This window comes from Microbacterium awajiense, from assembly GCF_039536545.1.
Classification (GTDB): Bacteria; Actinomycetota; Actinomycetes; order Actinomycetales; family Microbacteriaceae; genus Microbacterium; species Microbacterium awajiense.
Genome location: NZ_BAAAYU010000005.1, coordinates 896,003 through 921,093, shown reverse-complemented (window position 1 = coordinate 921,093; position 25,091 = coordinate 896,003). Strand labels below are relative to the sequence as shown.

The window sequence follows — 25,091 nt, the reverse complement described above, 5'->3', positions numbered from 1 at the left end:
GAGTCTAGCCGCGCGTCCTCGGCGCGGGCTGGGAGCGCACGCGCGTGACCCGACCGCGCCTGCTGCCGACGATGCGGCACGCGACGTAGATGAGGAACGAGATCGTCGTGATGTACGGACTCACCGGCAGTGTGCCCATGATGGCGAGGAGGATGCCGCCGACGGCCGATACGAAGCCGAAGGTCGCGGCCAGCAGCGGGACGGAGACCGGTCCGGACGAGACCCGCATCGCGGCTGCGGCGGGGGTCACGAGCAGCGCCATCACCAACAGGGCGCCGATGATGTGGATCGCGACGGCGACGATGAGCCCGAGCAGGAGCATGAAGGCGAACGACACCGCCGTCACGGGCACACCGCGCGCGGCCGCCGACTGGGGATCGAGCGAGTCGAAGCGCAGCGGACGCCAGATCAGCAGCAGGCCGAGCAGGACGACGGCGCTGATCACGATCAGCCACCCGAGCTGTGCGTTCTGCACCGAGACGATCTGCCCGGTGAGGAGGCTGAATCGGTTCGCGCTGCGCCCGCTGTAGAGCGAGAGGAACAGGATGCCGAGCCCCAGCCCGAAGGGCATGAGCACGCCGATGAACGAGTTGCGGTCACGTGCCCGCGCACCCAGCCAGCCGATGAGGCCCGCCGCGAGGAGCGACCCCACAAGGGATCCCGTCACGACGTCGAACCCGATCAGCAGCGCGAACGCCGCGCCCGCGAACGACAGCTCGCTGATACCGTGCACGGCGAACGCCATGTCGCGTTGCATCACGAAGACGCCGATCAGGCCCCCCACGAGCCCCAGCACCGCTCCGGCGATGACCGAGTTCGAGACGAGGTCGAGGATCGCCCCGTACTTGGGCAGTCCGCCGAACATGGCATCGACGATGTCCGCCCAGTTCATTCGGCGGCCTCGCTGTGGTGGTGGTGGGCGGCTTCGGCGTCGGGCGCGCCCACGACCACCAGACGCCCTCCCGCGCGGAGCACTTCTACGGGCGCCCCGTACAGGCGGGTGAGCACGTCACTGTCGAGCACCTCGTCGGGCGAACCCAGCATGAAGCTGCCCCCCGCGATGTACAGGATGCGGTCGACGACGTCGAGCACCGGGTTGATGTCATGGGTGACGAACAGCACCGCCGTTCCGCGCGCACGGCGATGACTGTCGATGAGCGAGACGATCGCGCGCTGATTGGCGAGGTCGAGACTGGTCAGCGGTTCGTCGCAGAGCAGCACCACCGGGTCGTCGGCCAGCGCCTGGCCGATGCGGAGTCTCTGCTGTTCGCCGCCCGAGAGTTCGCCGACGGGTCGGTCGGCGAACGAAGTCGCCCCCACTTCGGCGACCAGTGCGTCGACGCGCGCGCGGTCGGCGCGGCGCGGCACGGGAAAGCCGAATCGGTGGCCTGAGACGCCCAGCCCGACGAGATCCCGCCCACGCAGCGAGGTCTCGGGCGGGAGCGGTCTCTGCTGCGGCACGTAGCCGATCCGGCGGTTGCCGCGCCCGCGCACGCGGCTGCCGGCGACCTCGACAGTGCCCGCGCTGACCTCTTCGAGACCCAGCAGAGCGCGAAGCAGCGTGGTCTTGCCCGATCCGCTGGGCCCGAGCACGGCGATGAACTCGCCGGGTTCCACGTCCAGGTCGAGCCCCGCCCACAGCTCTCGCTGCCCTCGTCGGAGCGCGGCCCCGCGGATCCGCAGCGGCACCCCCGACGAGGGGTCGCCCGTCATCGGGCGAGCGACGCCTCGAGGTCGCCGATGTTCTGCTCCATCCACGAGATGTAAGTCTGGCCCTCCGGCAGCGTTTCCGAGAACTCGAGAACAGGAATCGACTGCGCCGTCGCCGTGTCGATGACCTGAGTCGTCTCTGCGCCGCCGGTCTGGGAGTTCGCGATGACGACCGCGACATCGCCGCTCTCGAGGATCTCGATGGCCTCCAGCAGGGTCGCGGGCGGGACGTCCTGGCCCTCTTCGACGGCCTCACTGAACTCGTCGGGGGTGAGGTTGTCGAGGTCGGCCGCCGCTGTCAGGTAGAGCGGCACCGGCTCGGTCACGAACACTCCGGCACCACCGTGAGAGGCCGCGATCTCGTCGAGCGATGCCTCGAGACCTTCGACGCCCTCGATGAACGCCGCGGCGTTCTGCTCGAACAGCTCGGCGTTGTCGGGGTCGAGCACCGCGAGTTCCTCGGCGATGGCCTCGGCGACGTGCTCCATCGTGTGCGGGTCGTACCAGACGTGCTCGTTGAAGCCCTCGATGTGGTCGTGGCCGGCGTGGTCGTCGCCCTCTTCCTCGGCGTGGTCGTGGTCGTCGCCCTCTTCCTCGGCGTGGTCGTGGTCGTCGCCCTCTTCCTCGGCGTGGTCGTGGTCGTCGCCCTCTTCCTCGGCGTGGTCGTGCTCGTCGCCCTCGTCGCCGGGGTAGTCGTGGTTGAAGGTGACAGCCGTGATCACCGGCGCCTCGGTGCCGGTCGCCTCGATCATGGCGTCCATGAAGCCGTCGTAGCCACCGCCGTTCTCGACGATCAGGTCGGCTTCCGCGACCACGAGCTGGTCCTGGGCTGTGGCCTCGTACTCGTGCGGATCCTGCGCGGTCGAGGTGATGATCGGGGTCACCGTGACGACGTCGCCGCCGATCTCCTGCGCCACCTGGCCGTACACGTTGGTGGAGGTGACGACGCGGATGGTGTCGTCGCTCCCGCCGGTCGCGTTCGGCGAAGCCGCCGGGGTCGAGGTCGAGCATCCGGCGAGAGCCACGGTGGCCGCGACTCCCGTGGCCAGCAGGGCGAGGGTGCGTCTCGATGAAGTCATGGATCGACTTTAGCGTGAGCGATAATCGTTCTCATAATCAGATCGGTGATCCCGGCGGCGCCTGAGTACGCTCGGCCGCCATGCTGCGAGAGGATCGGCCCATGGCGACACCCTCGCGACCGGACGCGGGCGCGGCATCCGCCCGACCGCCCCGCTCTGCCTTCCTGCGGCGCTCCCTCCTGCTCGCTTTGCCGTTCCAGGCGGCGATGATCGTCTCCGCGGCCGTGCTGCTCGCGATCGGCTACCCCGCTCAGCTCGCGCTCGCGTTGCTGCTCGTGCCGGCCCTGTGGGCGCCGGCACTGCTGGAGGTCATCGCGCGCACCTCACTGCCGCGGCCCCTCCAGGTGCACTACATCCTGTTCATCGTGGCCGGGCCCTTCATGGGCTCGGCGCTGCACGTCTACGGGTGGATCCCCGACTGGGACACTCTGGTGCACTTCGACTCGGGCGTGATGCTCGCCTGGCTCGGCATGCTCGGCGTGCGGCGCGTCGAGGAGCACCTCGGAGTCGCCCTGCCGGTCTGGTTCGGCCTCACGGTGATCCAGCTGACTCCCATGGCGTTCGCCGCCGCGTGGGAGATCTGCGAGTTCGCCAGTGATGCCCTCCTTGCGACGACCTCGCAGAACGGGCTCGAGGACACCATGCTCGACATCGTCGCCGGCACCCTCGGCGGACTTCTCGCGATCAGCCTGCTGATCCTGTTCCGGCGTCCGCGCACACTCGCGCCGCACTCCCTGCTCGTGCGCGCGGACGTCCGGGTTCAGCCGCAGTAGGGGCGGCAGCCGCGCTGGGTCACGGCATCCACGAGCACCGTTGTGATGTCGGTGGGCTCGAGCGCCTGGTAGGCGGCACCGTCGGTGGCGGCCGCGATCTGCTCGAGCGCCGACTGGTCCGTGTCGGGACCGTATCCGATCGCGATGACCGCGACGGGATTGGCGGGGTCATGCAGCTTCTCAAGCTCGGCGAGCAGTGCCGACAGATCGAGACCGTCGTCATCCTCATTGAAGCCGTCGGTGTTCAGCAGCACGAGATTCACCTGGCCGGGGACGTACGTCTCGCGCATGTAGCTCACAGCGGCGAGCACGCTGTCGTACAGTCCGGTGCCGCCGCCGACGAGACCGTCGAGCCCGTTGGCCGCGTCGATCATGGCCTGCTTGTGGGCGGGGTCGCTCAGCGGCCCCATCGGCACGACCTCCTGCCAGTCCTGTCCGCCGATGCGTCGGCTCGAGAACACCCACGAAGCGATCGACGAGTCGCTCGACAGCGAATTGATGGCGCGCACGGCAGCCTGCTCGAACAGATCGATGCGACTCAGGTCGGCGGTGGCGGGCTCGTCCATCGATCCGGAGACATCGTTGAGCGAGAGCATCCGCGAGGGCGCCGTGAGCACCTGCCAGGTACGCAGCGCCTCGGCCTGGTTGACGCTGTCGACCGGATCGGATGCGGCATCCGCCGTGTCGGATGCCGACGACTCCGCCGGTGCGCCTTCGGCCGTGCGGAATCCGAACTCGGCGAGCACGTCCTCGGCGTCGGCGACGGCGGCCGAGAGCGTCGCGACGGCGGCGAGTGTCTCATCCGAGGCGCTGCCGGCGGTCACGAACGGCACGCTCACGGCGGCGTTCACATCGGCCGGATACACCGCGACCAGGTCGGCGGACTCTGCCGCGTCGAACGCGTGCACGGCCTGTTCGGTCGTCACGGCGACGGTCGGCGACGGTGCGGCCGATGCGGCCGCGAGCGCATCGTCGGCGGTGGGCACGACGCCGGTCGCCAGACCCAGCACGATGCCGGTGAACGTGCGGGCATCGCCGGCGAGAGCGGTCTGCAGCGCCAGAAGGGCCGCCGAGCTGGACGCCACCGTCGTCGGATCGGGCAGCACCGCCGCGACCGGCGCAGCGGCGAAGCTCGAGAAGCCGGCCTGCTGCTCTTCGAGGGCGGCCGCCGTCTCTTCGGTGGCGGCGAACACGACCGGCGTGGTGGCGACCGTGTCGCCGACGACGATCGGCGCCTCCTCTCCCTCGAGCTCGGCCTGGCTCGACGCCCACGCCGGCCACATCGCCGAGTCGGGCACCCAGACGTCGAATTCGGGGTGCGTCCCGCCCGCGAGCGCCGCGGCCGTCTGCGCGCTCTCCTCCACGGTGATCGTCGCCTGCGCGCATCCGGCGTCTGAGTCGCCTAGGTCGTCGGCGACGGCCTCCAGTGCGCCGGCGACGGCGGGGTCGGCGACGACCCTCACGTCGGCCACAAGACACCCGTCGCCCGGTGCCGCGGCGGACTCCCCCGCCCCGATGACCTTGACGGCGACGACACCGGCCACCGCGACCAGTGCGACGGCGAGCAGGATCACCAGCACGAGGAGGATGCGCGAGGGGCCCCTCCGATTCGCCGCCCGGGCCGCTGAACGGGTCGGGGCGGCCCCGGTCGGGGTGGGATCGGACTGAGCGCGCGCCATTGACGACTCCGATGGTCTGCGGACGGGGGGATGCGACATCGAAGGAGCAGGGAACTCCACGGTGGAGTGTAGGCGAGGCCCCTGCGCGGAGTCGAACCGCGTCAGTCGAGCAGGAGCGCGGGCTCCTCGAGGATCGAGGCGACGTCGGCGATGAACCGGGACATGCCGTCGCCGTCGATCACGCGGTGGTCGAACGAGCCCGACACCGTCGTCACGAACCGCGGACGAACCTCGCCGTCGACGACCCACGGCTTCTGACGGATGGTGCCCATCGCGACGATCCCGGCCTCGCCGGGGTTGATGATCGGAGTACCCGCGTCCATTCCGAAGACGCCGATGTTGGTGATCGTGATGGTGCCGTTCTGCTGGTCGGCGGGGGTCGTCTTCCCCTCCCGCGCCGTGTGGGTCAGCCTCTCGAGCGCACGTGCGAGGTCGCGCATCGAGAGATCCTGCGCATCCTTGATGTTGGGCACGAGCAGACCGCGCGGGGTGGCGGCGGCGATACCGAGGTTCACGTACCGACGCATCCGGATCTCGGCGCCGTCGGGCCCATCGACCCACGCAGCGTTGACCATCGGTGTGCGCCGTGTCGCCCAGATGACCGCACGCGCCATGATGAGCAACGGCGAGACCCGGATGTCGGCGAAATCCGCAGAGGCCTTCAGCCGCTTGACGAGTTCCATGGTGCGCGTCGCGTCGACGTCGGTCCACACCGTGACGTGCGGCGCCGAGTACGCGGACTGCACCATCGCGCTCGAGGTGGCCTTGCGCACGCCCTTGACCGCGATCGTCTCTTCCCGGTGCGCATCGGCCGCAGCAGCAGGGGCGGAGTCCGCCGTCGATGCCGCGACCCCGGCGACCGGGATCGACTCCTCGCGCACCTCGCCCCACTCGGGCGTCTGGATGTTGCGGAAGACGCTCGCCTGCGACGCGTGGCCCATGACGTCCTCGCGGGTGACCTCGCCGGCCGGTCCGCTCGGAGTGACCGTCAACAGATCGACGCCCAGGTCGCGCGCGAGCTTGCGGATGGGGGGCTTGGCGACGACGCCGACGGATGCCGCGACGCGCTCGTCGGGCGCGACGGCGGGCTTGCGGCGGCGCGAAGTGACCTGACCGCCCGTGCCGTAGCCGACCAGCACCGCACCGTCGCCCTCGGCGGGCGTCTCGGGCGGAGCGCCGTGCTCGGTGCGGCCGATCGTGGTCTCTGCGGCCGAGGCATCCGTGATCGTGATGATCGGCGCACCCACGGCGACCGTGTCGCCCTCGGCGGCGAGCAGCTCGCCGACGGTCCCGGTGAACGGCGACGGCAGCTCGACCAGCGATTTGGCGGTCTCGATCTCGACGATGACGTCGTTGACGACGACCGCGTCGCCGGGGCCGACGCGCCACGTCACGATCTCGGCCTCGGTGAGACCCTCGCCCACGTCGGGGAGGAGGAAGGTCTGAGTGCTCATCCGGTGCTCCTTGCGATCAGTAGGCGAGTGTGCGGTCGACGGCCTCGAGGATGCGGTCGGGGTCGGGCAGGTACGCGCCCTCGAGCTTCGCAGGCGGGAACGGGGTGTCGTAGCCCGACACCCGCAGCACCGGCGCCTCGAGGGCGTAGAAGGCGCGCTCCATCACGGTGGCCGCTACCTCGGAGCCGAGCGATGTGAACGCCGGAGCCTCCTGCGCATAGACCATGCGCCCCGTCCGCCGCACCGAGTCGAGGATCGGCCCGTAGTCGACCGGAGACAGCGACCGTAGGTCGACGACCTCGCAGCTGGTGCCCTCCGACTCGGCGAGCGCGGCCGCCTGCAGCAGCGTCGTCACCATGGCGCCGTGCCCGACGAGGGTCACGTCGGTGCCGCGGCGCACGATGCGGCTGGCGTGAAGCGCGGCGCCCCGCGACTCGGTGTCGACCTCGCCCTTCTGCCAGTACTTGCTCTTAGGCTCGAGGAAGATGACCGGATCGTCCGAGGCGATCGCGTCCTGGATCATCCAGTACCCGTCGTTCGGGGTCGACGGGCTCACGACCCGCAGCCCGGGCGTATGGGTGAAGTACGCCTCGGGGCTCTCCTGGTGGTGCTCGACCGCTCCGATGTGGCCGCCGTACGGGATGCGGATCACCACGGGCAGCTTCAGCGCGCCCTCGTGGCGGTAGGTCATCTTCGCGAGCTGGGTGGTGATCTGGTCGAATGCGGGGAACACGAACCCGTCGAACTGGATCTCGCACACCGGGCGGAATCCGGCCATGGCGAGGCCGATCGCGGTGCCGACGATGCCCGATTCGGCCAGCGGGGTGTCGAGCACGCGCCGATCACCGAACTCGGCCTGAAGACCCTCGGTGACGCGGAAGACGCCGCCGAGGCGGCCGATGTCCTCGCCCATGAGCAGCACCCGATCGGAGTCGGCCAGCGCCGCCCGCAGGCCCGCGTTCAGCGCCTTGCTGAGGGGAAGCTCGGTCATGCGCCCGCCCCCTCGTCGAAGGATGCCTCGTACTCGGCGCGCCACCGCCGCTGCGCGTCGACGAGCGGATGCTCCTCCGAGTAGACGCTGTCGAACATCATCTCGGCGGGGATCGATCCGAGCGCGACGGTGCGCTCGCGGGTGTCGTCGGCGGTCGCCTGCGCCTCGGCCTCGACGTCTGCGAAGAAGGCGTCGGAGGCTCCACGCGTGGTCAGGAACGCCCGCATCCGCACGATCGGGTCGCGCTCGATCCACGACTGCTCCTCGTCGGAGGTGCGGTACTTGGTGGGGTCGTCGCTGGTGGTGTGGGCGCCGAGTCGGTAGGTCATCGCCTCGATCGCCCGGGGTCCGTCGCCCGCACGCGCCTCGTCTAGCGCGGCGCGCGTGACGGCCCAGCTGGCGAGCACATCGTTGCCGTCGACGGGGATCGACGGCATCCCGTACCCGTCGCCGCGCCGGTAGAGCGGCGAACGCGACTGGGTGGAGACGGGCACCGAGATCGCCCACTGGTTGTTCTGCAGGAAGAAGACCTGAGGCGTGCGATAGCTGGCGGCGAACACCATCGCCTCGTGCACGTCTCCCTGGCTCGACGCCCCGTCACCGTAGTAGACGATGACGGCCTCGTCGCTGTCGGGGTCGCCGCTGCCGCATCGGCCGTCGAACGCGAGCCCCATGGCCAACCCGGTGGAATGCAGGGTCTGCGCGCCGAGCACCAGCGTGTAGAGGTGCGTATTGCCGTTCTTGGGGTCGAAGGGATTCCAGCCGCCATGGGTGAGACCGCGCATGAGACGGATGATGTCGACGGGGTCGACCCCGCGCACCTTGGCCACGACGTGCTCGCGATAAGACGGGAAGACATGGTCCTGCGCCCGAGCGGCGCGGACCGAGCCGACCTGCGCCGCTTCCTGCCCGAGACTGGGCGGCCACAGCGCCAGCTGGCCCTGGCGCTGCAGGTTCGTGGCCTGGCGGTCGAAGGCCCGGATCACGACCATGTCGCGGTAGAACTGCTCGAGTTCGCCGTCGTCGAGCGCGTCGACGAGTGCCAGATAGGGCTCGGCGGCCGGCGTCGGGGCGAAGGACCCGTCCGCGGCCAGCATCCGCACGAGGCGGCCGTCGTCGTTCGAGGGCGAGGTCACCGTTCTACGCTAGCCGCCGCGCCGGATGGCCTTCTGGGAGGTCCTTCACAACGGATGCCGCGATCCCTAGGACCTTCTCGACAGATTCCTCTTCGCCGACCGAGATCCGGATGCCGTCACCCGCGAACGCACGCACGATGAGACCCCCGGTGTCGAACGCCTCGGCGACGTCGGTCGTCTGCTCGCCGGTGGCGAGCCAGACGAAGTTGCCCTGAGCCTGCGGAATGTCCCAGCCGAGGTCTCGCAGCCCTGCGGCCAGCCGGTCGCGGCGCTCGCCGACGATGCGGACCCGCTCGATGAGCTCGTCCTCGTGGTCGAGGCTCGCCAGCGCGGCCGTCTCGGCATGAGCGGTGACCGACAGCGGGATGGTGGTGCTGCGCGCCGCGTCGAGCACACGCGGATGACCGATCGCGTAGCCGACGCGCAGCCCTGCGAGTCCGAATGCCTTGGAGAAGGTGCGCAGCACGACGACGTTGGGCTGGGCGAAGTGGCGCACGCCGTCGACGGCGTCGGGGTCGGTGACGAACTCGGCGTACGCCTCGTCGAGCACGACCAGCAGGTCGTCCGGCACGCGGGCGAGGAACGCGTCGAACTCCGCCTGCGTGACGATGGGTCCGGTGGGGTTGTTGGGTGTGCACACGATGACCACGCGTGTGCGGTCGGTGATCGCGTCGGCCATCGCGTCGAGGTCGTGGCGGGCGCCTTCTGCAAGCGGCACCATCACCGGGTTCGCGCCGGCCAGCACGGCGAGCCAGGGGTAGGCCTCGAACGAGCGCCACGCGAAGATCACCTCGTCGCCGGGGGTGCACGTCGCCAGCACGAGCTGCGCGAGGATCGACACGCTCCCCGCCCCGACGTGCACCTCGTCGTCGCCGACGCCGAAGCGCTCGGCGAGACGTGCGCGCAGCAGCCCCGCGGTCGCGTCGGGGTAGCGGTTGAAGGCGGATGCCGCCGCCACGGCCTCGCTCACGCCGGGCAGCGGGTCGAACGGATTCTCGTTGCTGGAGAGCTTGAAGGCGTCGGCGCCCGCCTGCTTGCCCTGTTTATACGGGGGGAGGGCGGCGATCTCGGGGCGGACGCGCACGGGGATGTCTGTCACCCTCCGAGTGTAGGAGGCGCCGTACCGGCGTGGCAGACTGTGCGGCTATGGGCTTTCTCATCCGCATCGTCGTCAATGCGTTCGCCATCTGGATCGTGACCCTCATCCCGGCGCTGATGGTGTCGGTGATCCCCTTCCCGCCGGGCGAGACGCTGCAGCTCGTCCTCACGCTGCTGCTCGTCGCGGCGATCTTCGCGCTGGTGAACACCATCATCGGCACCGTCATCAAGGTGCTCGCGTTCCCGCTCTACATCCTCACCCTCGGGCTCATCGGACTCGTGATCAACGCGTTCCTGCTGTGGCTGACGGCCTGGATCACCGGTTTCTGGGACTGGGGCCTGCGCGTCGAGGACTTCTGGTGGGGTCTGGTCGCCGCCATCATCATCTCGCTGATCAACTGGCTCGCCGGGTTGATCCTGCGCCCGAAGAAGGACTGACCTCACCGCGGACCGCGCCGAACTCGAAAACGGCGAGGTCGTCCGCCTCGGCGAGCCCCGCGAGCACCTCGCGGATCCCGTCGACGCGCGGATCGCTCGATGCGTCGACGAGCGCCGCCGTCTCGGCGTATGCGGGCAGCAGGTGCGCTCCGAGCGCGACGTCGTGCACACCCGTGGCCGGGTCGCTCACCCGCTCGACGACGAAGCTGCCCGGCGCACCGACCGAGCCCATGTGCCCGCCGCCCGCGAGGCCGGCGACAGCGTCGTCGGTGTGACGGATGCCGACGCTCACCGTGCCGGGTCCCACATCGGCCTCGACGGGTGAGCCGAAAGTGACGAGCGTGCGGGTGTCGTAGTCGCCGGCGACGGCGAGATGCGACGCGATCATCGCGCCCTGCGAGTGGCCGAACGCGTGCACGGCGTCGCCCGGCTCCGCGCCCGCGGCCCTCAGCGCTGCGAGCGTTGCCTCGTACGAGGCCGACGACGATCCGGTGTAGAGCTCGATGTTCGACTGCGCATCCCATGCCTCGGCCCCTCCGACGCCGACCGACTTGGTGCCCGAGACGTACAGCAGGAACTGCCTCGAGCCGTCGGGCATCGTGTAGCGCTCGACCCTCACGCGCGACGGCGTGCCGCCGGGCATCCGCTCGACGACGGCGGCGAGGGTCGCGGGCGCCGCCGTGGCGGACTTCGGTGTCACCGGCACGAGCGTCGCGGGCGCGGTGCCGACACCGGTCAGGCGCGCGTCGCGCGCGACGAGGCCCCGCCGTGACAGGCCCGCCGCCGCGCCGAACACGATCGTGCCGAAGCCGCTCACGGCGCCGGCGATCACCGCGCCGCGGACCCCCGCCTCCTCGCCCAGCACGAAGCCGGTCTCGGTCGCCTGCCGCACCAACTCGGACGGCCACATCACGGCGCGCTCGACCTCGAGCATCCTCGCCGCGTCGAACGCGTCGGGGTGGTCGCCGCGCAGGTCGCCGATGCGGGCGTCGATCCGGGCGAGCGCGGCGACGTCTCCTGCCTGGAACGCCGCATCGCGCTCGGCGCGCAACTCGACGAGTTCGTAGACGGCCGCCGCGGCGCGCAGAGCCTCGGCGATGGCGGATGCCTCGTCGATCGCACCGCGCAGGTCGCGCCCCAGCAGAGCGGTCGCCGACAGGGCGCTCCCGCTGTCGACGCGTTGGGTCATCAGGGCGATCTGCGCCGTGCCCACGGTGCGCCACACCTCGTCGAGTTCGGCACTGACGGCCATGAACCGAGCGGCCGTGGCGTGCAGCGTCGCGGTGTCGACGGCCACCGCACCGCCGCCGCGGATCTCGAGGTCGTCGCCGGTCACACGCAGTCCGCCCACCAGCGCGAGGCGTCGCGCGCGCGCTCCGTGTCGATCCGCGCCGTCTCGGCGAGACAGCGCAGCGATGTGACCCGCCCCATCCATTCCACGGCACGCGTGTGGAACTCCCGGGCCGCCCCCGAGTCCCAGTCGGTCGTGGCCGGCAGCGCCCGCGCGACGAACGCGAGTTCGTCGAGGTGCGCCGAGGCGTGGGCGAGGTGGGCGGCCGCGGCCGCGAGATCGGAGTCGACGGGGCCGCAGAAGGTGTCGCGCAGCATCCCGCCATCGTGGCGTCTGCGAGCGGACCGGAGCGCAGGAAGACGGCTGCTGTGGACGCAGACGCGGGCGCCGCCCCCTGTGGAGGAGGCGGCGCCCGCGGTGCGCGTTCGGCCGGTGTCAGCTCAGCGAGCGCAGGCCCTTCACACCCACGACCACGACGGCCGTCGCCGTCGAGGTGTTGCCCGCCTCGTCGGTCGCGGTGTACGTGAAGCGGTACACCGCTCCGTTGACCGCGACGACCGTGAAGGTGGTGTCACCGGTCTGCGTGTAGCCGGCGCGCGGCGGGCCGGTGACCTCGACGTCCGTGAGCTCGACGGTCACGTCGCCGCGGTCGTCCATCGCCTCGATGAGGATCTCGACGTCGCGGTCCTTGTTGTTCGGCGGCACGACGTACGACGGGTCGGCCTCGGCCTCGATCGTCGGCGGCGTCGTGTCGGGCGGAGTGAGCGCCAAGCCCACGATCACCGGGTCGTGGTCGCTCGACCGGTACGGGTCGGGGGCGAACAGCGCGTCCTGGGCGGGCAGCTTGAACGACATGTCGTAGTCGATCAGGTTGGCCTCGTCGGCGTTGATGTTCCACGGCGAGGCCCCGGTCACGTCGGCGAGCAGCTCGGTGCCCGCGAGCGCGTGGTCGAGGTAGCCGAGCTGACCATCGAACACGTAGGTGTACGCGTCCTCGCCCTGGAACTCGAAGAGCAGATCCGTGTAGCCGGCCGCGGTGAGCGCGCGGATCGGGTCTTCCTTGTCGTAGGCGTTGAGGTCGCCGATGATCAGCTCGCGACCGACGGTCCCCTGACCGGTCGGGTCGGTCGCCAGCCAGTCGGCGAGCGCCTGGGCGGCCTGCGTGCGCACGACGTTGCAGTTGCCCTGCTCGGGGTCGGCGTCACCGGGACACGCGCTGCCCTTCGACTTCAGGTGGTTGACGACGACGGTGAACGTGCCCCCGTCTGCGTCGGCGAACGTCTGGGTCAGGCCCGGACGGTTGCGGGCATCCAGCCAGCGGGGATCCTTGGACTCGTCCATCAGCTGGAACGCGCCCACGGGCGTGACCGTCGACGGCTTGTACAGCAGCGCCGTGGCGATCGCGTCCGTGCCGATCGGACCCGTCGGGATGAAGGCGTACGTGCCGGCCCCGACGGCCGCGTTCAACGCGTCGGTCAGCGTCGCGACCGCCGTGTTCGGTGCGCCGGTGTCGTTGCCCGGGAAGCCGGCGACACCGCTGTTCTCGATCTCGATCAGGCCGAACACGTCGGCGTCGATCTCGGCGAGCGCGGCGACGATCTTCGCCTGCTGACGAGCGAGCTCCTCGGCGGTGTCGGCACCGCGGGTGTAGTCGTCGTCGTTGGAGTTCGTCGGCGTCGGGTCGACGGTCGTGAAGTAGTTGAGCACATTGAAGCTCGCCACCGTCACCTCACCGCCCACCTCGGGCACCTCCGGCCGCGGGTTGGCGACCGTGAACTGCGCCGGCTGCGTCGGCTGGATCGCATACGTGCCGAAGCGCTGGTCGAGCACGCCGGTCGCCGCCGTGACGAGGTCGCCGCCTCGGAACGTGTTCGAGAGCGCGAACTCGGTGCCGTTCGGGTGGATCGCCGGGTCGGGGTTCTGCGTCGAGCGGCCGTCGTCGATCGTGATGCGCTCAGCAAGGTTCGCCGCCGCCTCGGCCGCCGCCTCGGGCGTGCCCGGGAGGTAGGTCGCGGTCGGCTGGTACTGGCGGTCGATGCCGAGGTCGATCGTGCCGAAGCGGCCGAACTCGAAGTATTCGAGGATCGCCAGCGACTGCGGCAGTGTCACGCGCATGCCCTCGAGCGCTTCACGCTGCTCATCGGTGGCCGGCAGGATCAGCTCGGTGGCCGCGGGCAGCTCGGCGCCGGTCGCGCACACCTCGATGTCGTCGGCGGTGATCTCGGTGAGGTTGTTGAACTCGCTGACCGCGCCGACCACGTGCACCACGTCTCCGACGGCGACGTCATCGCCGCCGGGCGCGTACACGAAGATGCCGTCGGAGGTCGCGGGGTCGCCGTCGCCGCCGTCCTGCACGTAGTAGCCGTCGAAGCCGCCGGCCTGGAAGTCACCGGTGACGACGCCTTCGACGTGGACAGTGGTGCCGGCCGCGGGCGACGCGGCGCCCGAGCCCTGCACCGAGCCGATGGTCACGACCGCGGTGTCGCAGTCCGCCTCGCCGTCGCCGGGGTCGACCTCGATCTCGGTGGCGTTCACGGCGCCGGGCGTGTTGACGGCCTCGCCGTCGACGAGCGAGCCCGGGAAGCCCTCGACGCCGGCGAGATCGAAGTCGTTGACCGTCCAGTCGGCCACCGCGTCGGTGTCGGTGCCGTCGGGGATGCGCGACGCGCCGCCGGGGGCGAAGCCGCCGCCGAAGGCGGTGTCGAGCACCGGCGCTCCGTACGTCAGGTCGCCGGCGCCGCCGTCGAAGACCGCGACCGCGTCGACGACCGTGAAGTCGAAGCCCGCGTCGATGACACCGTCGTTGTCGGCGTCGAGGTCGGTGGTCGTCGTCGGAATGGAGCCGGTCACCAGCAGGAGCGTCATGGTGCCGTTCTCGATGGCGTTGTTGCGGAACCCGGTCCACGCGCGCCCGTCGGCGTCGGGTGCGCCGAAGGTGAAGACGGCGTCGACGAGGCCCGTGGGCGAGTTCGTGGCGGTCGCGTCACCCTCGACCGAGAGCACGGCGTACGGGGAGAGATCGGTGATGCCGTCGGCCAGCAGTTCGATGTACTCGTTCGTATCGGTGCCGGTGTGGTTCGCGACGAATTCGTTGATCACGACGGTCGGATCGGTGGGCTCGACGTCGCCGCAGTCAGCGGTGTGCGAGCCGAGGCCGTCGAAGGTGTTCTGCGCGTAGCCGGTCCACTGCGCGGCCGGGTCGAAGGAATCGCTCCCGTCCGCGTCGCCGACGCAGACATCGGCGTTGCGGCGCAGCGTGTTGTCCCCGGTGGAGGTGAGGCCGCTGCCCCACTCGGTTCCCGGGTCCGTACCGATCTGGCCGATGACGTCGAGGATCGTCTCGCCCTTGACCAGTGCGACCGCGTCGTCGCCGTTCCACAGGCCGGCGCCGGTGGTCTGGTTCGCGTAGCCCGCGAGCAGGTTGTCGGCGAAGACGTAGGTTCCGGCGGCGGGGATCGATCCCGTGAGCGCGAAGGTGGTTCCGCTCATCGAGCCGTTGAAGAAGACGCGCAACGCATAGCCGCCCGCCGCGAGGTCGATCGCCGACCCGGTCGGGTTGTAGATCTCGACAGCCTTGTTGGTCGACGAGCCCTCGACGTACTCGCTGATGAACGGCTCGGTGGGCTCGGCGGCGGTCGCCGCCGTGGGGGCGACGAAGCCGGTGACGGCGAGCGCGGCCGCGGTCAGAGCGACGACGGCGGCGCGTGGGGATAGACGTGGCACGGATCCTCCTCGTGGGAACGGGGCCGGCCGGCCCCTTCGCCAAGGTAGAGCGCGAGAGTGGACGTCCGGAAGGGCGCCGGGTGAGATTCCGGTGAACTTTTCCTCATCTGGGGTGCCCGTCGCCCTGTGCACGGGCGGGCGGAATCTACACAATGGAAGGCATGACCAGCGGTGCCGCCGACCCGTTCCGGGTCGTGTTCGTCTGCACCGGCAACATCTGCCGCTCTCCGATGGCCGACGTGGTGTTCCGCGCCGCCGCGGATGCCGCGGGGCTCGGCGACCGCGTCGCATCCACCAGCGCGGGCACGGGCGACTGGCACGTGGGCGAGCGCGCCGACCATCGCACCATCGACGCCCTCGAGCGCCGCGGCTACGACGGCACCCACCACCGCGCCCGGCAGTTCACGCAGGCTGACTTCGCCCGCAGCGACCTGATCGTCTCGCTCGACCGCACCCACGAGCGGATCCTCCGCGGGTGGGCCCGCACCGACGGTGACGCCGACAAGCTCGCCCTGCTGCTCTCGTTCGACCCCGACGCGCGCACCCTCGACGTTCCCGACCCGTACTATGCCGGCCCCGGAATGTTCGACGAGGTGCTCGGTATGATCGAGAGCGCGAGCCGGGCGCTCTTCCGGCAACTCGAACCCGCGATCCGACCCGCGACGTGATCGGAGCACCGTGACCGCTCTTCCCCCCCAGCCGCTCAGCCCTCTCGACGGGCGTTACCGCGCCGCCGTCGGTGCGCTCGCCGACCACCTCTCAGAGGCCGGCCTCAACCGCGCCCGGGTCGAGGTCGAGGTCGAGTGGCTGATCGCCCTCACCGACCACTCGCTGTTCGGCACCACGCCGATCGCCGACACCGACAAGGCGCGGCTGCGCAGCCTGTACCTCGACTTCGGCCAGGTCGAGATCGACTGGCTGGCCGAGAAAGAGGCCGTCACCCGCCACGACGTCAAGGCGGTGGAGTACCTCGTCCGCCACCGTCTGGCAGAGCTCGGTCTCGACGGGATCGCCGAGCTGACCCACTTCGCGTGCACGAGCGAAGACATCAACTCCGCCTCGTACGCGCTCACCGTGCGCCGCGCCGTCGAGCAGGTCTGGATGCCGGCGCTGCGCGGCGTGATCGCCTCACTCGACGCCCTCGCCGCGCGCCACCGCGACGCCGCGATGCTCTCGCGCACCCACGGTCAGCCGGCCACTCCGACGACGATGGGCAAGGAGCTCGCCGTCTTCGCCCGGCGGCTGACCCGTGTGGCCGATCAGATCGCAGGCGGGGAGTACCTCGCGAAGTTCTCCGGCGCGACCGGCACGTGGTCGGCGCACCTGGCCGCCGAGCCCGACGCCGACTGGGTCGCACTCTCGCGTGCGTTCATCGAGGGTCTCGGGCTCGACTTCAACGGACTCACGACCCAGATCGAGTCGCACGACTGGCAGGTGGAGCTCTACGACCGCGCCCGGCATGCCGGCGGCATCCTGCACAACCTCGCGACCGATGTGTGGACCTACATCTCGCTCGGCTACTTCTCTCAGATCCCGGTGGCCGGCGCGACGGGCTCGTCGACGATGCCGCACAAGATCAACCCGATCCGGTTCGAGAACGCCGAGGCGAACCTCGAGATCTCGGGCGGGCTGTTCGCCACCCTGTCGCAGACGCTCGTCACCTCGCGTCTGCAGCGCGACCTCACCGACTCGACCACCCAGCGCAACATCGGCGTCGCGTTCGGCCACTCGCTGCTGGCGCTGGACAACCTGCAGCGCGGCCTCGGCGAGATCGCGCTCGCGCAGCCCGTGCTCGACGCCGACCTCGATGCCAACTGGGAGGTGCTGGCCGAGGCGATCCAGACCGTCGTTCGCGCGGAGATCACTGCCGGCCGGTCGCAGATCACCGACCCCTACGCGATGCTGAAGGACCTCACCCGCGGTCGCCGCGTCGGAGCAGCCGAGCTCGCCGAGTTCGTCGACGGCCTCGACATCGGGGATGCCGCCAAGCAGCGTCTGCACGCCCTGACCCCTGCGACCTACACGGGTCTGGCATCCCGGCTGGTGGACGAGGCCTGACCCGCCCGTCCACCCCGGCCCCCGCCCCGTCATCGAGCGGACAGGAATGCCCGCTACGCACGGCGTGTCGCGTGCATTCTCGTCCGCTCGACCGGAGGGGGTCGAGGTCAGGGCTTCGGGGTGTCGCTCCCGGGCGCGTCGGGCCTGTCGGATTCGGGCTCGGGGTCGAGCAGCACCGCGCGGTCGACGGGTTTGGCGATCTGAGCCGGATCGACCGCGAGCAGCAGCAGCGCGACGATCACCAGGACCGCGATGAACGTGATGCCGGCCACCACCAGGGCGACGACGATCGCCCGCGTGCCCTCGTCCGACGTGCGGTTCTGGAAGAACCCCATCGTCACCAGCGTGACGATGCCGGCGAAGACGGCGGCGCCGAAGGCGAGCGCCAGCAGCTGCACCGGGCGAAGCAGGTCACGGCGGGAGGGCTTGTGCTCGGTCACGCGAGGTCTTTCCGTTCGGTCGTCGGGGGCTCGGTCGCGGCGCGGCCGGCGGGTGCTCCGGCATCCGACTGGTCTGCGGCATCCACCTGGGGGTCGGTGCGCGGCGAGAAGCCGGCGATCCCGAGATACACCGCGACGATGGCGGCATAGCCCCCGAAGAGTCCGACGCCGATGATGATCCCGGTGAGGACGAAGGTCTGATCCGCCTCGGCGACCGTGTACGGCAGGGCGTAGCCGGCGGGCACGAGCAGCAGCGCGATGGCGAGCACGACGCCGAGGGCGCCGACGACGATCGCGTCGCGGGCCTCGCTGCGCGGCATCTCGCCCCGCGTCACGTCGTGCCGCAGCATCCACCAGCCCGACAGCGCCTCGATGAGACCGGCCACGAGCGCCCAGCTCACCATGACCACGAAGAACCCGAGCACGGTGCGGACCGGATACATGCTCGCGGCCATCCCCGCGACGGCGGTCACCGAGCCCGAGAGCAGCCACGGCCAGCGGCGTCCCTTCGGGTACACCAGCCACGAGCCCAGCAGAAGCACGAGGGCGGTCGCGATCGCGAAGCCGCTGAACACGGCGAGCCCCACGGCCGCGGAGTGGTCGGGGCTGAAGGTGATCATGACCGCGGCGATCGCCGCGAACAGCGCCCGCATGAGCTGGATGTGGCGCACCGTGAACGCGGGTGCCGTGCGCGACGGCACCTTCGCCGCGGTGGCGGCGGGTTCGACGCTCTCGGACGCGCGGTGTTCGGGCTGAGTGGTCACGGTGATCCTGCAGACGGTTCGGGGACCCGTCAATTCTAGGCGCTGGGGGCGATCCTCCCGGCGGCGTCGACCCCGTCGGCTCCGTCTGCCGGCGCGTCAGGGCACCGGACAGATCACCTTCGACCCCGACGGGACGGTGGCGGTGACCATGCGCTGGTCGAAGGTCGCCAGCTGCGCATCGTGGGATGCGGCGAGGTGTAGCAGGTAGGTATCGGTCACCTGGGCGCTGGCCAGCAGCCGCTCGGTGTGGATCGAGGTGTCGAGCAGGCTCACCGAATCGGCGAGGAAGACGTGGCCGTCTCGCGCCGCAAGGCTCGCCAGGCTCGCCATCACGATCGGGGCGGGCTGGTTGTTCGGATAGCGCGGATGGCTGACCACCCGCACGACCCCGTTCTGCACGATCGGGCACGTGTGCCACGGATCGTCGCCGCGTGACGCGAACCAGCGATGTGCGCGTTCGTGGTGCACGTGCAGCGGATCGATGAGCGCGATCACCACGTTGACATCGAGCAGGTGGCTCGTCACGGAGTGTCATCCCGCAGCGCGTTGACGTCCTCCATCGTCGGTCGCCCGGCCGTCGGCGGCGCCGGCAGCAGCACGATCCCGTTGCGCGTGCCGAAGCGACGGCGCTCTGTCAGAGTGGCCCGCGCAAGCTGCGAGAGCGCCTCGCCGAGCGTGATGCCCCGCGCCTCCGCGAACTGCTTGGCGGCGGCGAGGACGTCGTCGTCGATCGTGACCGTGGTGCGCATGCATCAATCATCACGCATCACGCATCATCCGTCAACGGAGCCTTCGAAGCGCGCGAGCCAGCGGCGGAGGATCGGCTCGAGGGCGGCGGCATCCGCTGCGCCCAGGTCGTCGAGCAGGCGGCGCTCGTTGGCCATGTGCGCGGTGAACGCGGCGTCGATCACCGCGACGCCCGCGGGCGTAAGGCGCACGATCCTGCGCCGCGCATCTTCGTCGGCGGTGCTGCGCTCGACCAGGCCGCGGGCCTCGAGCCGGTCGACGCGCTTGGTCAGCCCGCCCGTCGTCACCATCGTGTGGGCCGCGAGCTCGCCCGCGGGCAGTTCGCCCGCCGCACCCGAGCGGCGCAGCGAGGCCAGCAGGTCGAACTCGGCCTCGGTGAGGTCGTGCTCGCGGTAGACGGCCACCAGCTCGTCGGTCAGCGCGTGCGCCAGCCGATGCAGCCGTCCGATGACGCCCTGCGGGCTCGTGTCGAGGTCGGGGCGGATCGACGCCCACTGCTCTTGGATGCGGTCGACGCGGTCGGGTCGGTGCGCGGTCATGTCTCGACAATACCTTCCGCGGAAGCTATATTGTCTTCCATGGAAGCAAAATGGTTCCGCTGGATCGCCATCACGGCGATCGCCCCGATCGCGTGGGGCAGCACGTACTTCGTGACCCGACACCTTCTGCCGCCGGATGCCGCGCTGTGGGGTGCGGTGATCCGTTCGCTCCCCGCGGGCATCCTGGTGCTGCTCATCATGCGCCGTCTGCCGACGGGATCGTGGTGGTGGAAGTCGCTCGTGACCGGCACGCTCACCGTCGGCGGCCTCAACGTGCTGGTCTACATCGCCGCGCAGCGGCTGGACTCGAGCCTCGCGGCGACTCTCATGTCGACGTCGGCCGCGGCCCTCATGCTCATGAGCTGGATGCTGCTGAAGCAGCGACCTCGACTGGTCGCCGCCGGGGGCGCGGCGCTGGGCATGCTCGGCGTCGTCGTCATGATGGAGCCCTCGACCGGGCGCGTCGATGTCTGGGGCGTGGTCGCCTCGATCGGTGCGATGCTCGCGTCGTCGCTCGGCTTCGTGCTCACCGCTCGCTGGGGGAAGGACGTACCGCCGCTGACGATGGCGGGGTGGCAGCTGGTCGCCGGGTCACTGGTCGTGGTGCCCGTGGCCGTGATCGTCGAGGGCGCGCCACCTGCACTCGACGGCGGGGCGATCCTGGGTTTCGCCTACATCATCGTCATCGCGACCGCCGTCGCGTACGCCGCGTGGTTCACCGGCCTGCGACGGCTGCCCGGTGCGGCCGTCGGCATGGTCGGCCTGCTGAACCCCGTCACCGGGGTGCTGCTGGGCGTCGCGCTCGCCGGGGAGAGGTTCGGGATGCCGCAGGCCACCGGCATCCTGCTCGTGATCGCCGGCGTGCTGCTCGGGCTGGTGCGGCCGCCGGCGGCGGGTCGGCGAGCGGCCGGTCGGCGTGCAGAACTCCACGGGTCCGCCGCGCCCCGGCCCCGGATCGGCCGATTCGCGGGTGCTGCGGCGCGGATCCGTGGAGTTTCGCCCGCGAAGGCGCGGGGACCCGTGCCCAACTCCTGAGAAAACGGCCGCCACCGCGACGATCCGGGCTGATGTGAACCAGCCGCCCCGGAAACTCAGGAGTTCGGCACGACGGAGTGGGCGGCCGTTCGTGACAGGAGTCCCCGTACGGACCCGCCCTCAGAGGCGGTCGCGCACCGCACGGGCGGTCGCCGCCGGGTGGGGCCGGTGCATCACCGACATCCTGCTCGTGATCGCCGGCGTGCTGCTCGGGCTGGTGCCTGGTCAGAGGCCGGTGGTCAGCCACACCGCATCGTCGGGGTGGAGGTCGCCGTCCTCGACCGAGCCGGAGGCGAGCACGACCGAGCCCGGCGGAAGCGGTGCCGGCTCGTCGCCGAGGTTGACGAGGCAGGTGATGCGTCCGCGGCTGAATGCCAGCACCGACCGATCCCCGGTCGACAGCCAGCGGAACTCGTCTGTCGCGACCAGTTCCCGTCGGCGGATCCGCAGCGCGGCGACATAGAGCGACAGCATCGAGCCGGGGTCGGCGCGCTGCGCCTCGACGGTGCGGTCCGCCCACCCATCGGGCTGCGGCAGCCACGTCTCGCGACCCGGACCGAATCCGTACGGAGGACGATCGCCCGACCACGGCAGGGGGACGCGGCATCCCTCGCGACCGGGATCCACGCCGCCGGTGCGGAAGTGCATCGGATCGGTGATCGCCTCGCGGGGCAGGTCCACCTCCTCGAGACCGAGTTCATCGCCCTGATAGACGTAGAGGCTGCCCGGCAGCGCAGCCACCAGCAGCGCCGCAGCGCGGGCCCGTCGTCGGCCGCGCACCGGGTCGCTGGGCACGCCGAACCGCTTCGTGGTGAAAGAGAAGCCGCTCTCTTCGCGGCCGTAACGGGTGACCGGACGCGTCACATCGTGGTTGGACAGCACCCAGGTGGCCGGCGCGCCGACGATGTCGTGCGCTGCACGCGTGGCGTCGATCGACGCACGCATGGCCGAGGCGTCCCACGGCTGCGTCATCAGATCGAAGTTGAACGCGGTGTGCATCTCGTCGGCTCGCAGATAGCGCACCGAGCGCTCGGGCGTCGGCAGCCACACCTCGCCGACCAGCATCCGCCCCTCGTACTCGTCGGCGATCCGACGCCAATGCCGGTAGAGCTCGTGGTTCTCTTCGCGGTCTTCGAAGGGATGCGATCCCGGCGTGTGGTCGCCGACCTCGGGCAGAGCCGGATCCTTCATGGGCAGCACGGCCGAGTCGACGCGCACCCCGGCGACACCGCGATCGAACCAGAACCTCAGCGTCTGGTCGAAGTCCGCCCACACGTCGGGATGCCCCCAGTTCAGGTCGGGCTGGGACGCATCGAAGAGGTGCAGGTACCACTCACCGTCCGGCACGCGCGTCCAGGTCTCGCCGCCGAACTGCGACACCCACTCGGTGGGCGGGAGCTCCCCGCCGGGGCCCCGACCCTTCCGGAACCAGAAGCGCTGCCGCGCGGCGCTGCCCGGTGGGGAGGCGAGGGCCTCCTGGAACCACGGATGCTGCTCACTCACATGGTTGGGCACGACGTCGATGATCGTGCGGATGCCGCGCTCGGACGCCTCCGCGATGAGCGCCTCGGCGTCGCCGAGCGTGCCCAGACGCGGGTCGATGGCACGGTGGTCCGAGATGTCGTATCCGCCGTCGAGCAGCGGGGACGGATACCAGGGGGTGAACCAGAGCGCGTCGACTCCGAGTGCGGCGAGATGGTCCAAGCGCGCCCGCACGCCTTCGAGGTCTCCGATGCCGTCGCCGTCCGAGTCAGAGAAGCTGCGGACGTAGATCTGATAGACGACGGCGGTCCGCCACCACTCGCGGTCGGTCACGCCCTCACCGGCTGGGCGATCGCTCCGGCAAGCAGCGGATCGTCGGTGCGCTCCTGCCAGGCGCGAAGGCGCTCGCTGAGATCGCGCAGCACCTCGGCGTACGCCGGGTCCGCGGCGAGGTTGACACTCTCGAGCGGATCCTCGACGAGGTCGTACAGCTCCACCTCCGCGCGCGGCTGAAGGTGGTCTTCACCGATCCCCGCCCGACTGGGGCTGTCCTCGATGTCCTTCGGCAGCAGCAGGGTGGGACGCTGCTCGTAGTTGACGATGAGCTTGTAGCGGTCGGTGCGGATGGCGCGCATCGGGTCGTAGTCGTCGTGGTAGGTCTTCTCGGTGTAGACCGCGTCCGCGTGGGTCGGCGTGCGATCGAGCAGCCACTGGGCGTGACTGGTGCCGTGCACGGTCGGGTCGGGCTCGGCGCCGATGACCTCGAGCACCGTCGGGACGAGATCCACATGGCTCACGAGCTCGGTGCACACCCCCGGCTCGACACCCCACGCACGCGGCAGGCGCTGGATGAGGGCCACGGAGGTCCCCCGGTCGAACAGCGTGGACTTCGCGCCGGGGAACGCCAACCCGTGATCGGTGGTGAAGATGACCCACGTGGTGCGGTCCAGACCGGTGCGATCGAGCGCGTCGAGGATGCGCCCGACGGCGCGGTCGGCGATGCGGATGGCCGACTGCAGGCCCGCGAGATCGGCGCGGACGTGCTCGTTGTCGGGGAGCCACGCCGGGACATCCACCGTGTGGGGGTCGTCGGGCGGGTACAGCTCGCCCGGGTAGGGACGGTGCACCTCGAAGAAGCCGATGCTCGCGAAGAACGGCGTGCGGTGGCGGTGGGCGTTCTCGAGCCAGCTCACCGCGCGATCGGTGACGACGTCGCAGTAGTGCTGCTCACCCGGACGGCGGGCGTCCTGCACCTCGTCGTAGCCGAGCGTGCGTGGATCGTCCGACTCGTGCTGGTGGCCGATCAGCGCCGTCCGATACCCCTCCTCGCCGAGGCGGGATGCGAGCGTACGCTCGCCCGCGCGATACGACCATCCCAGATGCGCAAGGCCCATGAGCCCGTTGGCGTGCGGGTAGCGACCGGTCATCATGGCACCCCGCGCAGGGGAGCACAGCGGGGCCGCACAGTGCGCTTCGTCGAAGCGCACGCCGTCGGCGGCGAGCGCATCCACGTTCGGGCTGTCGACCCACTCGAGGCCGTAGGCACCGAGGTGGCGGCCGAGGTCGTGCCAGTGGATGAGGATGATGTTGGGTCGTTCGCGATCGGTCACGCGTCGTCCTCCTTCTGAGCGCTGTTGCGCGTGCGCTCGTGGTGCCAGAGGCCCTCCCGGACCTCGGAGATCGTGCCCGGACCGAACCGGTCGGGCAGCAGGCTGATCACGGGATGGGCTCCCGATCGGAACTCGCCCATCCGATCGCGGTACAGGTGCCAGTGCTCGAGGAAGTCGGCCTCGCGCACGTGAGGATCGTTGCCCCCGACGTGATCGAGGTTGAGCGGGCGATGGGGCGCACCGGTCGCGCTCACCCGCCAGTTGGCGAGGGTGAGCTCGCGCCACGGCAGACCGGGGCTGATGAGCACGTCGTTCGTGCGGACGACGTCTGCCAGCGTCGCCGCGAACGGGTCGGGGACGTGATGCTCGAGCTCGAAGTCACCGGGGATGTCGTCCGCCGCGGCGCGAACACCGGCGAGCACGTCCAGCATCCGGTGACGCGGTCCATACGTCAGATCGAGCTTCACTTTGCGGATGCCGTGGTCGGCGAGGCGCGTGAGGACCCGGCGCATGTGCGCGTCGTCTCGGTCGATGTAATACCAGTCCCGCATGTCGTCGGGGTTCTCGGCATCGCCGGGCTCGGTCACCCACGGCTCGCGGAGCGCGACCGTCTGCCCGTAGACCGAGCGCGCATCCGCGTGGGCGGGGGCGAGCCAGATCCCCGGCACATGCCCGGCCTCGACGATGCGCCGCACCACCCGTTCGAGGTCGGGGAAACGGCGGGGGTCCGGCTCCCAGTCTCCGGCGCTGCCGGGCCCGGACAGCGGATGCCACCCCGCGTCGAGCGTGAGCTTGCCGGGCGGAAGCTCCGCATCGGCGATGCGGTCGATGAAGCGGTAGACCATGTCCTCGTCGAAGACCTGATGCGGCGAGCGCCCGTCGGCCTGCGCCTTCTGCTCGACCCACGTGCAGTATTCGACGGCGGTCGCCCAGCGGGGCTCCGGTCGACGGGCGAGCGCGAGAGCCGCGTGGTAGTGATCCCACGCCGCGTCCTCCGGCTCGTCCTGCACCAGCAGGGCGCGGGCACCTTCGGCGAGGTGCACG

General features: G+C 70.6%; 24 protein-coding genes. 5 read left to right on the top strand and 19 right to left on the bottom strand.

Going from position 1 to position 25,091, the window contains the following annotated elements:
- Positions 1-4 precede the first annotated feature (4 nt).
- From ABD663_RS11020 to ABD663_RS11010, 3 genes are read right to left on the bottom strand one after another with little or no spacing between them, the layout of a single operon-like run.
- Entirely contained in the window at positions 5-892 is an 888-nt protein-coding gene (locus ABD663_RS11020; protein WP_344738445.1) for a metal ABC transporter permease, read from the bottom strand.
- Positions 889-1,713 carry a metal ABC transporter ATP-binding protein gene (locus ABD663_RS11015; RefSeq protein ID WP_344738443.1) on the bottom strand — a complete coding sequence of 275 codons (825 nt, stop codon included), beginning with the start codon at positions 1,711-1,713 and terminating at the stop codon, positions 889-891. Before ABD663_RS11015 ends, ABD663_RS11020 begins: the two co-directional genes overlap by 4 nt.
- Positions 1,710-2,789 carry a metal ABC transporter solute-binding protein, Zn/Mn family gene (locus ABD663_RS11010; protein ID WP_344738441.1) on the bottom strand — a complete coding sequence of 360 codons (1,080 nt, stop codon included), beginning with the start codon at positions 2,787-2,789 and terminating at the stop codon, positions 1,710-1,712. Before ABD663_RS11010 ends, ABD663_RS11015 begins: the two co-directional genes overlap by 4 nt.
- Before the next feature lie 101 nt (positions 2,790-2,890).
- Here ABD663_RS11010 and ABD663_RS11005 point away from each other — a divergent pair, with 101 nt between their 5' ends.
- Positions 2,891-3,562, top strand: coding sequence for a DUF2238 domain-containing protein (locus tag ABD663_RS11005; RefSeq protein ID WP_344738439.1), 672 nt, complete (start codon positions 2,891-2,893; stop codon positions 3,560-3,562).
- Here ABD663_RS11005 and ABD663_RS11000 read toward each other — a convergent pair.
- The 5 genes from ABD663_RS11000 to hisC form a co-directional block, all read right to left on the bottom strand.
- A complete protein-coding gene (locus tag ABD663_RS11000; protein ID WP_344738437.1) occupies positions 3,550-5,142 on the bottom strand; it encodes a vWA domain-containing protein in 1,593 nt (530 codons plus the stop codon). The two genes, ABD663_RS11005 and ABD663_RS11000, sit on opposite strands and share 13 nt — an antisense overlap.
- 200 nt (positions 5,143-5,342) lie before the next feature.
- Entirely contained in the window at positions 5,343-6,695 is a 1,353-nt protein-coding gene (locus tag ABD663_RS10995) for a dihydrolipoamide acetyltransferase family protein (protein ID WP_344738435.1), read from the bottom strand.
- Between the two features lie 16 nt (positions 6,696-6,711).
- On the bottom strand, positions 6,712-7,686 hold the full coding sequence (locus tag ABD663_RS10990) for an alpha-ketoacid dehydrogenase subunit beta (protein ID WP_344738433.1): 975 nt from the start codon (positions 7,684-7,686) through the stop codon (positions 6,712-6,714).
- The gene (locus ABD663_RS10985; RefSeq protein ID WP_344740213.1) at positions 7,683-8,783 is read right to left on the bottom strand and encodes a thiamine pyrophosphate-dependent dehydrogenase E1 component subunit alpha; all 1,101 of its coding nucleotides are present in this window, start codon (positions 8,781-8,783) and stop codon (positions 7,683-7,685) included. Before ABD663_RS10985 ends, ABD663_RS10990 begins: the two co-directional genes overlap by 4 nt.
- Positions 8,784-8,826: 43 nt before the next feature.
- Complete coding sequence (hisC, locus tag ABD663_RS10980; protein WP_344738431.1) at positions 8,827-9,921, bottom strand: histidinol-phosphate transaminase; 1,095 nt, start codon at positions 9,919-9,921, stop codon at positions 8,827-8,829.
- Positions 9,922-9,968: 47 nt separating this feature from the next.
- Between hisC and ABD663_RS10975 the strand changes: the two genes are divergently transcribed.
- Positions 9,969-10,358: a phage holin family protein gene (locus tag ABD663_RS10975; RefSeq protein WP_344738429.1), complete on the top strand. Its 390-nt coding sequence runs from the start codon at positions 9,969-9,971 to the stop codon at positions 10,356-10,358.
- Here ABD663_RS10975 and ABD663_RS10970 read toward each other — a convergent pair.
- The 3 genes from ABD663_RS10970 to ABD663_RS10960 all read right to left on the bottom strand — a co-directional run bounded on the left by ABD663_RS10970 (position 10,315) and on the right by ABD663_RS10960 (position 15,372).
- Positions 10,315-11,709 (bottom strand): alpha/beta hydrolase family protein, encoded by a 1,395-nt coding sequence (locus ABD663_RS10970; RefSeq protein ID WP_344738427.1) that lies wholly within the window; start codon positions 11,707-11,709, stop codon positions 10,315-10,317. The two genes, ABD663_RS10975 and ABD663_RS10970, sit on opposite strands and share 44 nt — an antisense overlap.
- Positions 11,691-11,966, bottom strand: a complete 276-nt coding sequence (locus tag ABD663_RS10965) for a hypothetical protein (RefSeq protein WP_344738425.1) — start codon at positions 11,964-11,966, stop codon at positions 11,691-11,693. Before ABD663_RS10965 ends, ABD663_RS10970 begins: the two co-directional genes overlap by 19 nt.
- 118 nt (positions 11,967-12,084) lie before the next feature.
- Entirely contained in the window at positions 12,085-15,372 is a 3,288-nt protein-coding gene (locus ABD663_RS10960) for an ExeM/NucH family extracellular endonuclease (RefSeq protein ID WP_344738423.1), read from the bottom strand.
- 161 nt (positions 15,373-15,533) lie between these two features.
- Here ABD663_RS10960 and ABD663_RS10955 point away from each other — a divergent pair, with 161 nt between their 5' ends.
- A complete protein-coding gene (locus tag ABD663_RS10955) occupies positions 15,534-16,040 on the top strand; it encodes a low molecular weight protein-tyrosine-phosphatase (RefSeq protein ID WP_344738421.1) in 507 nt (168 codons plus the stop codon).
- 10 nt (positions 16,041-16,050) lie between these two features.
- Positions 16,051-17,430: an adenylosuccinate lyase gene (gene purB, locus ABD663_RS10950; protein ID WP_344738419.1), complete on the top strand. Its 1,380-nt coding sequence runs from the start codon at positions 16,051-16,053 to the stop codon at positions 17,428-17,430.
- A 107-nt stretch (positions 17,431-17,537) separates the two neighbouring features.
- Here the strand turns inward: purB and ABD663_RS10945 are convergent, their stop codons facing one another.
- The 5 genes from ABD663_RS10945 to ABD663_RS10925 form a co-directional block, all read right to left on the bottom strand.
- Entirely contained in the window at positions 17,538-17,870 is a 333-nt protein-coding gene (locus ABD663_RS10945) for an amino acid transporter (protein ID WP_344738417.1), read from the bottom strand.
- Positions 17,867-18,634: an acyl-CoA synthetase gene (locus tag ABD663_RS10940; protein ID WP_344738415.1), complete on the bottom strand. Its 768-nt coding sequence runs from the start codon at positions 18,632-18,634 to the stop codon at positions 17,867-17,869. The genes ABD663_RS10945 and ABD663_RS10940 overlap by 4 nt, the downstream gene beginning before the upstream one ends.
- A 96-nt stretch (positions 18,635-18,730) precedes the next feature.
- Positions 18,731-19,159, bottom strand: coding sequence for a TA system VapC family ribonuclease toxin (locus ABD663_RS10935; RefSeq protein WP_344738412.1), 429 nt, complete (start codon positions 19,157-19,159; stop codon positions 18,731-18,733).
- On the bottom strand, positions 19,156-19,383 hold the full coding sequence (locus ABD663_RS10930; protein ID WP_344738410.1) for a hypothetical protein: 228 nt from the start codon (positions 19,381-19,383) through the stop codon (positions 19,156-19,158). The genes ABD663_RS10935 and ABD663_RS10930 overlap by 4 nt, the downstream gene beginning before the upstream one ends.
- A gap of 24 nt (positions 19,384-19,407) precedes the next feature.
- Positions 19,408-19,920: a MarR family winged helix-turn-helix transcriptional regulator gene (locus ABD663_RS10925; RefSeq protein ID WP_344738408.1), complete on the bottom strand. Its 513-nt coding sequence runs from the start codon at positions 19,918-19,920 to the stop codon at positions 19,408-19,410.
- A 39-nt stretch (positions 19,921-19,959) separates the two neighbouring features.
- On the opposite strand from ABD663_RS10925, the gene ABD663_RS10920 reads away from it, so the two are divergent.
- Positions 19,960-20,955 (top strand): DMT family transporter, encoded by a 996-nt coding sequence (locus ABD663_RS10920; protein WP_344738405.1) that lies wholly within the window; start codon positions 19,960-19,962, stop codon positions 20,953-20,955.
- Between the two features lie 225 nt (positions 20,956-21,180).
- On the opposite strand, the gene ABD663_RS10915 is transcribed toward ABD663_RS10920, so the two are convergent.
- The 3 genes from ABD663_RS10915 to ABD663_RS10905 form a co-directional block, all read right to left on the bottom strand.
- Positions 21,181-22,770 carry a glycoside hydrolase family 13 protein gene (locus tag ABD663_RS10915; RefSeq protein ID WP_344738403.1) on the bottom strand — a complete coding sequence of 530 codons (1,590 nt, stop codon included), beginning with the start codon at positions 22,768-22,770 and terminating at the stop codon, positions 21,181-21,183.
- Positions 22,767-24,047 carry a sulfatase family protein gene (locus ABD663_RS10910; protein WP_344738401.1) on the bottom strand — a complete coding sequence of 427 codons (1,281 nt, stop codon included), beginning with the start codon at positions 24,045-24,047 and terminating at the stop codon, positions 22,767-22,769. The genes ABD663_RS10915 and ABD663_RS10910 overlap by 4 nt, the downstream gene beginning before the upstream one ends.
- A partial coding sequence (locus ABD663_RS10905; protein ID WP_486341543.1) for an alpha-amylase family protein occupies positions 24,044-25,091 on the bottom strand: 1,048 nt, incomplete at its 5' end. The genes ABD663_RS10910 and ABD663_RS10905, both read right to left, overlap by 4 nt.

What these genes read in the sequence shown, in the direction of transcription:
- ABD663_RS11020 (WP_344738445.1), bottom strand. Translation starts at nt 892, where the DNA reads ATGAACTGGGCGGACATCGTCGATGCCATGTTCGGCGGACTGCCCAAG.
- ABD663_RS10990 (WP_344738433.1), bottom strand. Translation starts at nt 7,686, where the DNA reads ATGACCGAGCTTCCCCTCAGCAAGGCGCTGAACGCGGGCCTGCGGGCG.
- ABD663_RS10955 (WP_344738421.1), top strand. Translation starts at nt 15,534, where the DNA reads ATGACCAGCGGTGCCGCCGACCCGTTCCGGGTCGTGTTCGTCTGCACC.
- ABD663_RS10920 (WP_344738405.1), top strand. Translation starts at nt 19,960, where the DNA reads ATGGAAGCAAAATGGTTCCGCTGGATCGCCATCACGGCGATCGCCCCG.
- ABD663_RS10930 (WP_344738410.1), bottom strand. Translation starts at nt 19,383, where the DNA reads ATGCGCACCACGGTCACGATCGACGACGACGTCCTCGCCGCCGCCAAG.
- ABD663_RS10975 (WP_344738429.1), top strand. Translation starts at nt 9,969, where the DNA reads ATGGGCTTTCTCATCCGCATCGTCGTCAATGCGTTCGCCATCTGGATC.
- ABD663_RS10985 (WP_344740213.1), bottom strand. Translation starts at nt 8,783, where the DNA reads ATGCTGGCCGCGGACGGGTCCTTCGCCCCGACGCCGGCCGCCGAGCCC.
- ABD663_RS11015 (WP_344738443.1), bottom strand. Translation starts at nt 1,713, where the DNA reads ATGACGGGCGACCCCTCGTCGGGGGTGCCGCTGCGGATCCGCGGGGCC.
- ABD663_RS10925 (WP_344738408.1), bottom strand. Translation starts at nt 19,920, where the DNA reads ATGACCGCGCACCGACCCGACCGCGTCGACCGCATCCAAGAGCAGTGG.
- ABD663_RS11005 (WP_344738439.1), top strand. Translation starts at nt 2,891, where the DNA reads ATGGCGACACCCTCGCGACCGGACGCGGGCGCGGCATCCGCCCGACCG.
- ABD663_RS11010 (WP_344738441.1), bottom strand. Translation starts at nt 2,789, where the DNA reads ATGACTTCATCGAGACGCACCCTCGCCCTGCTGGCCACGGGAGTCGCG.
- ABD663_RS10995 (WP_344738435.1), bottom strand. Translation starts at nt 6,695, where the DNA reads ATGAGCACTCAGACCTTCCTCCTCCCCGACGTGGGCGAGGGTCTCACC.
- ABD663_RS10965 (WP_344738425.1), bottom strand. Translation starts at nt 11,966, where the DNA reads ATGCTGCGCGACACCTTCTGCGGCCCCGTCGACTCCGATCTCGCGGCC.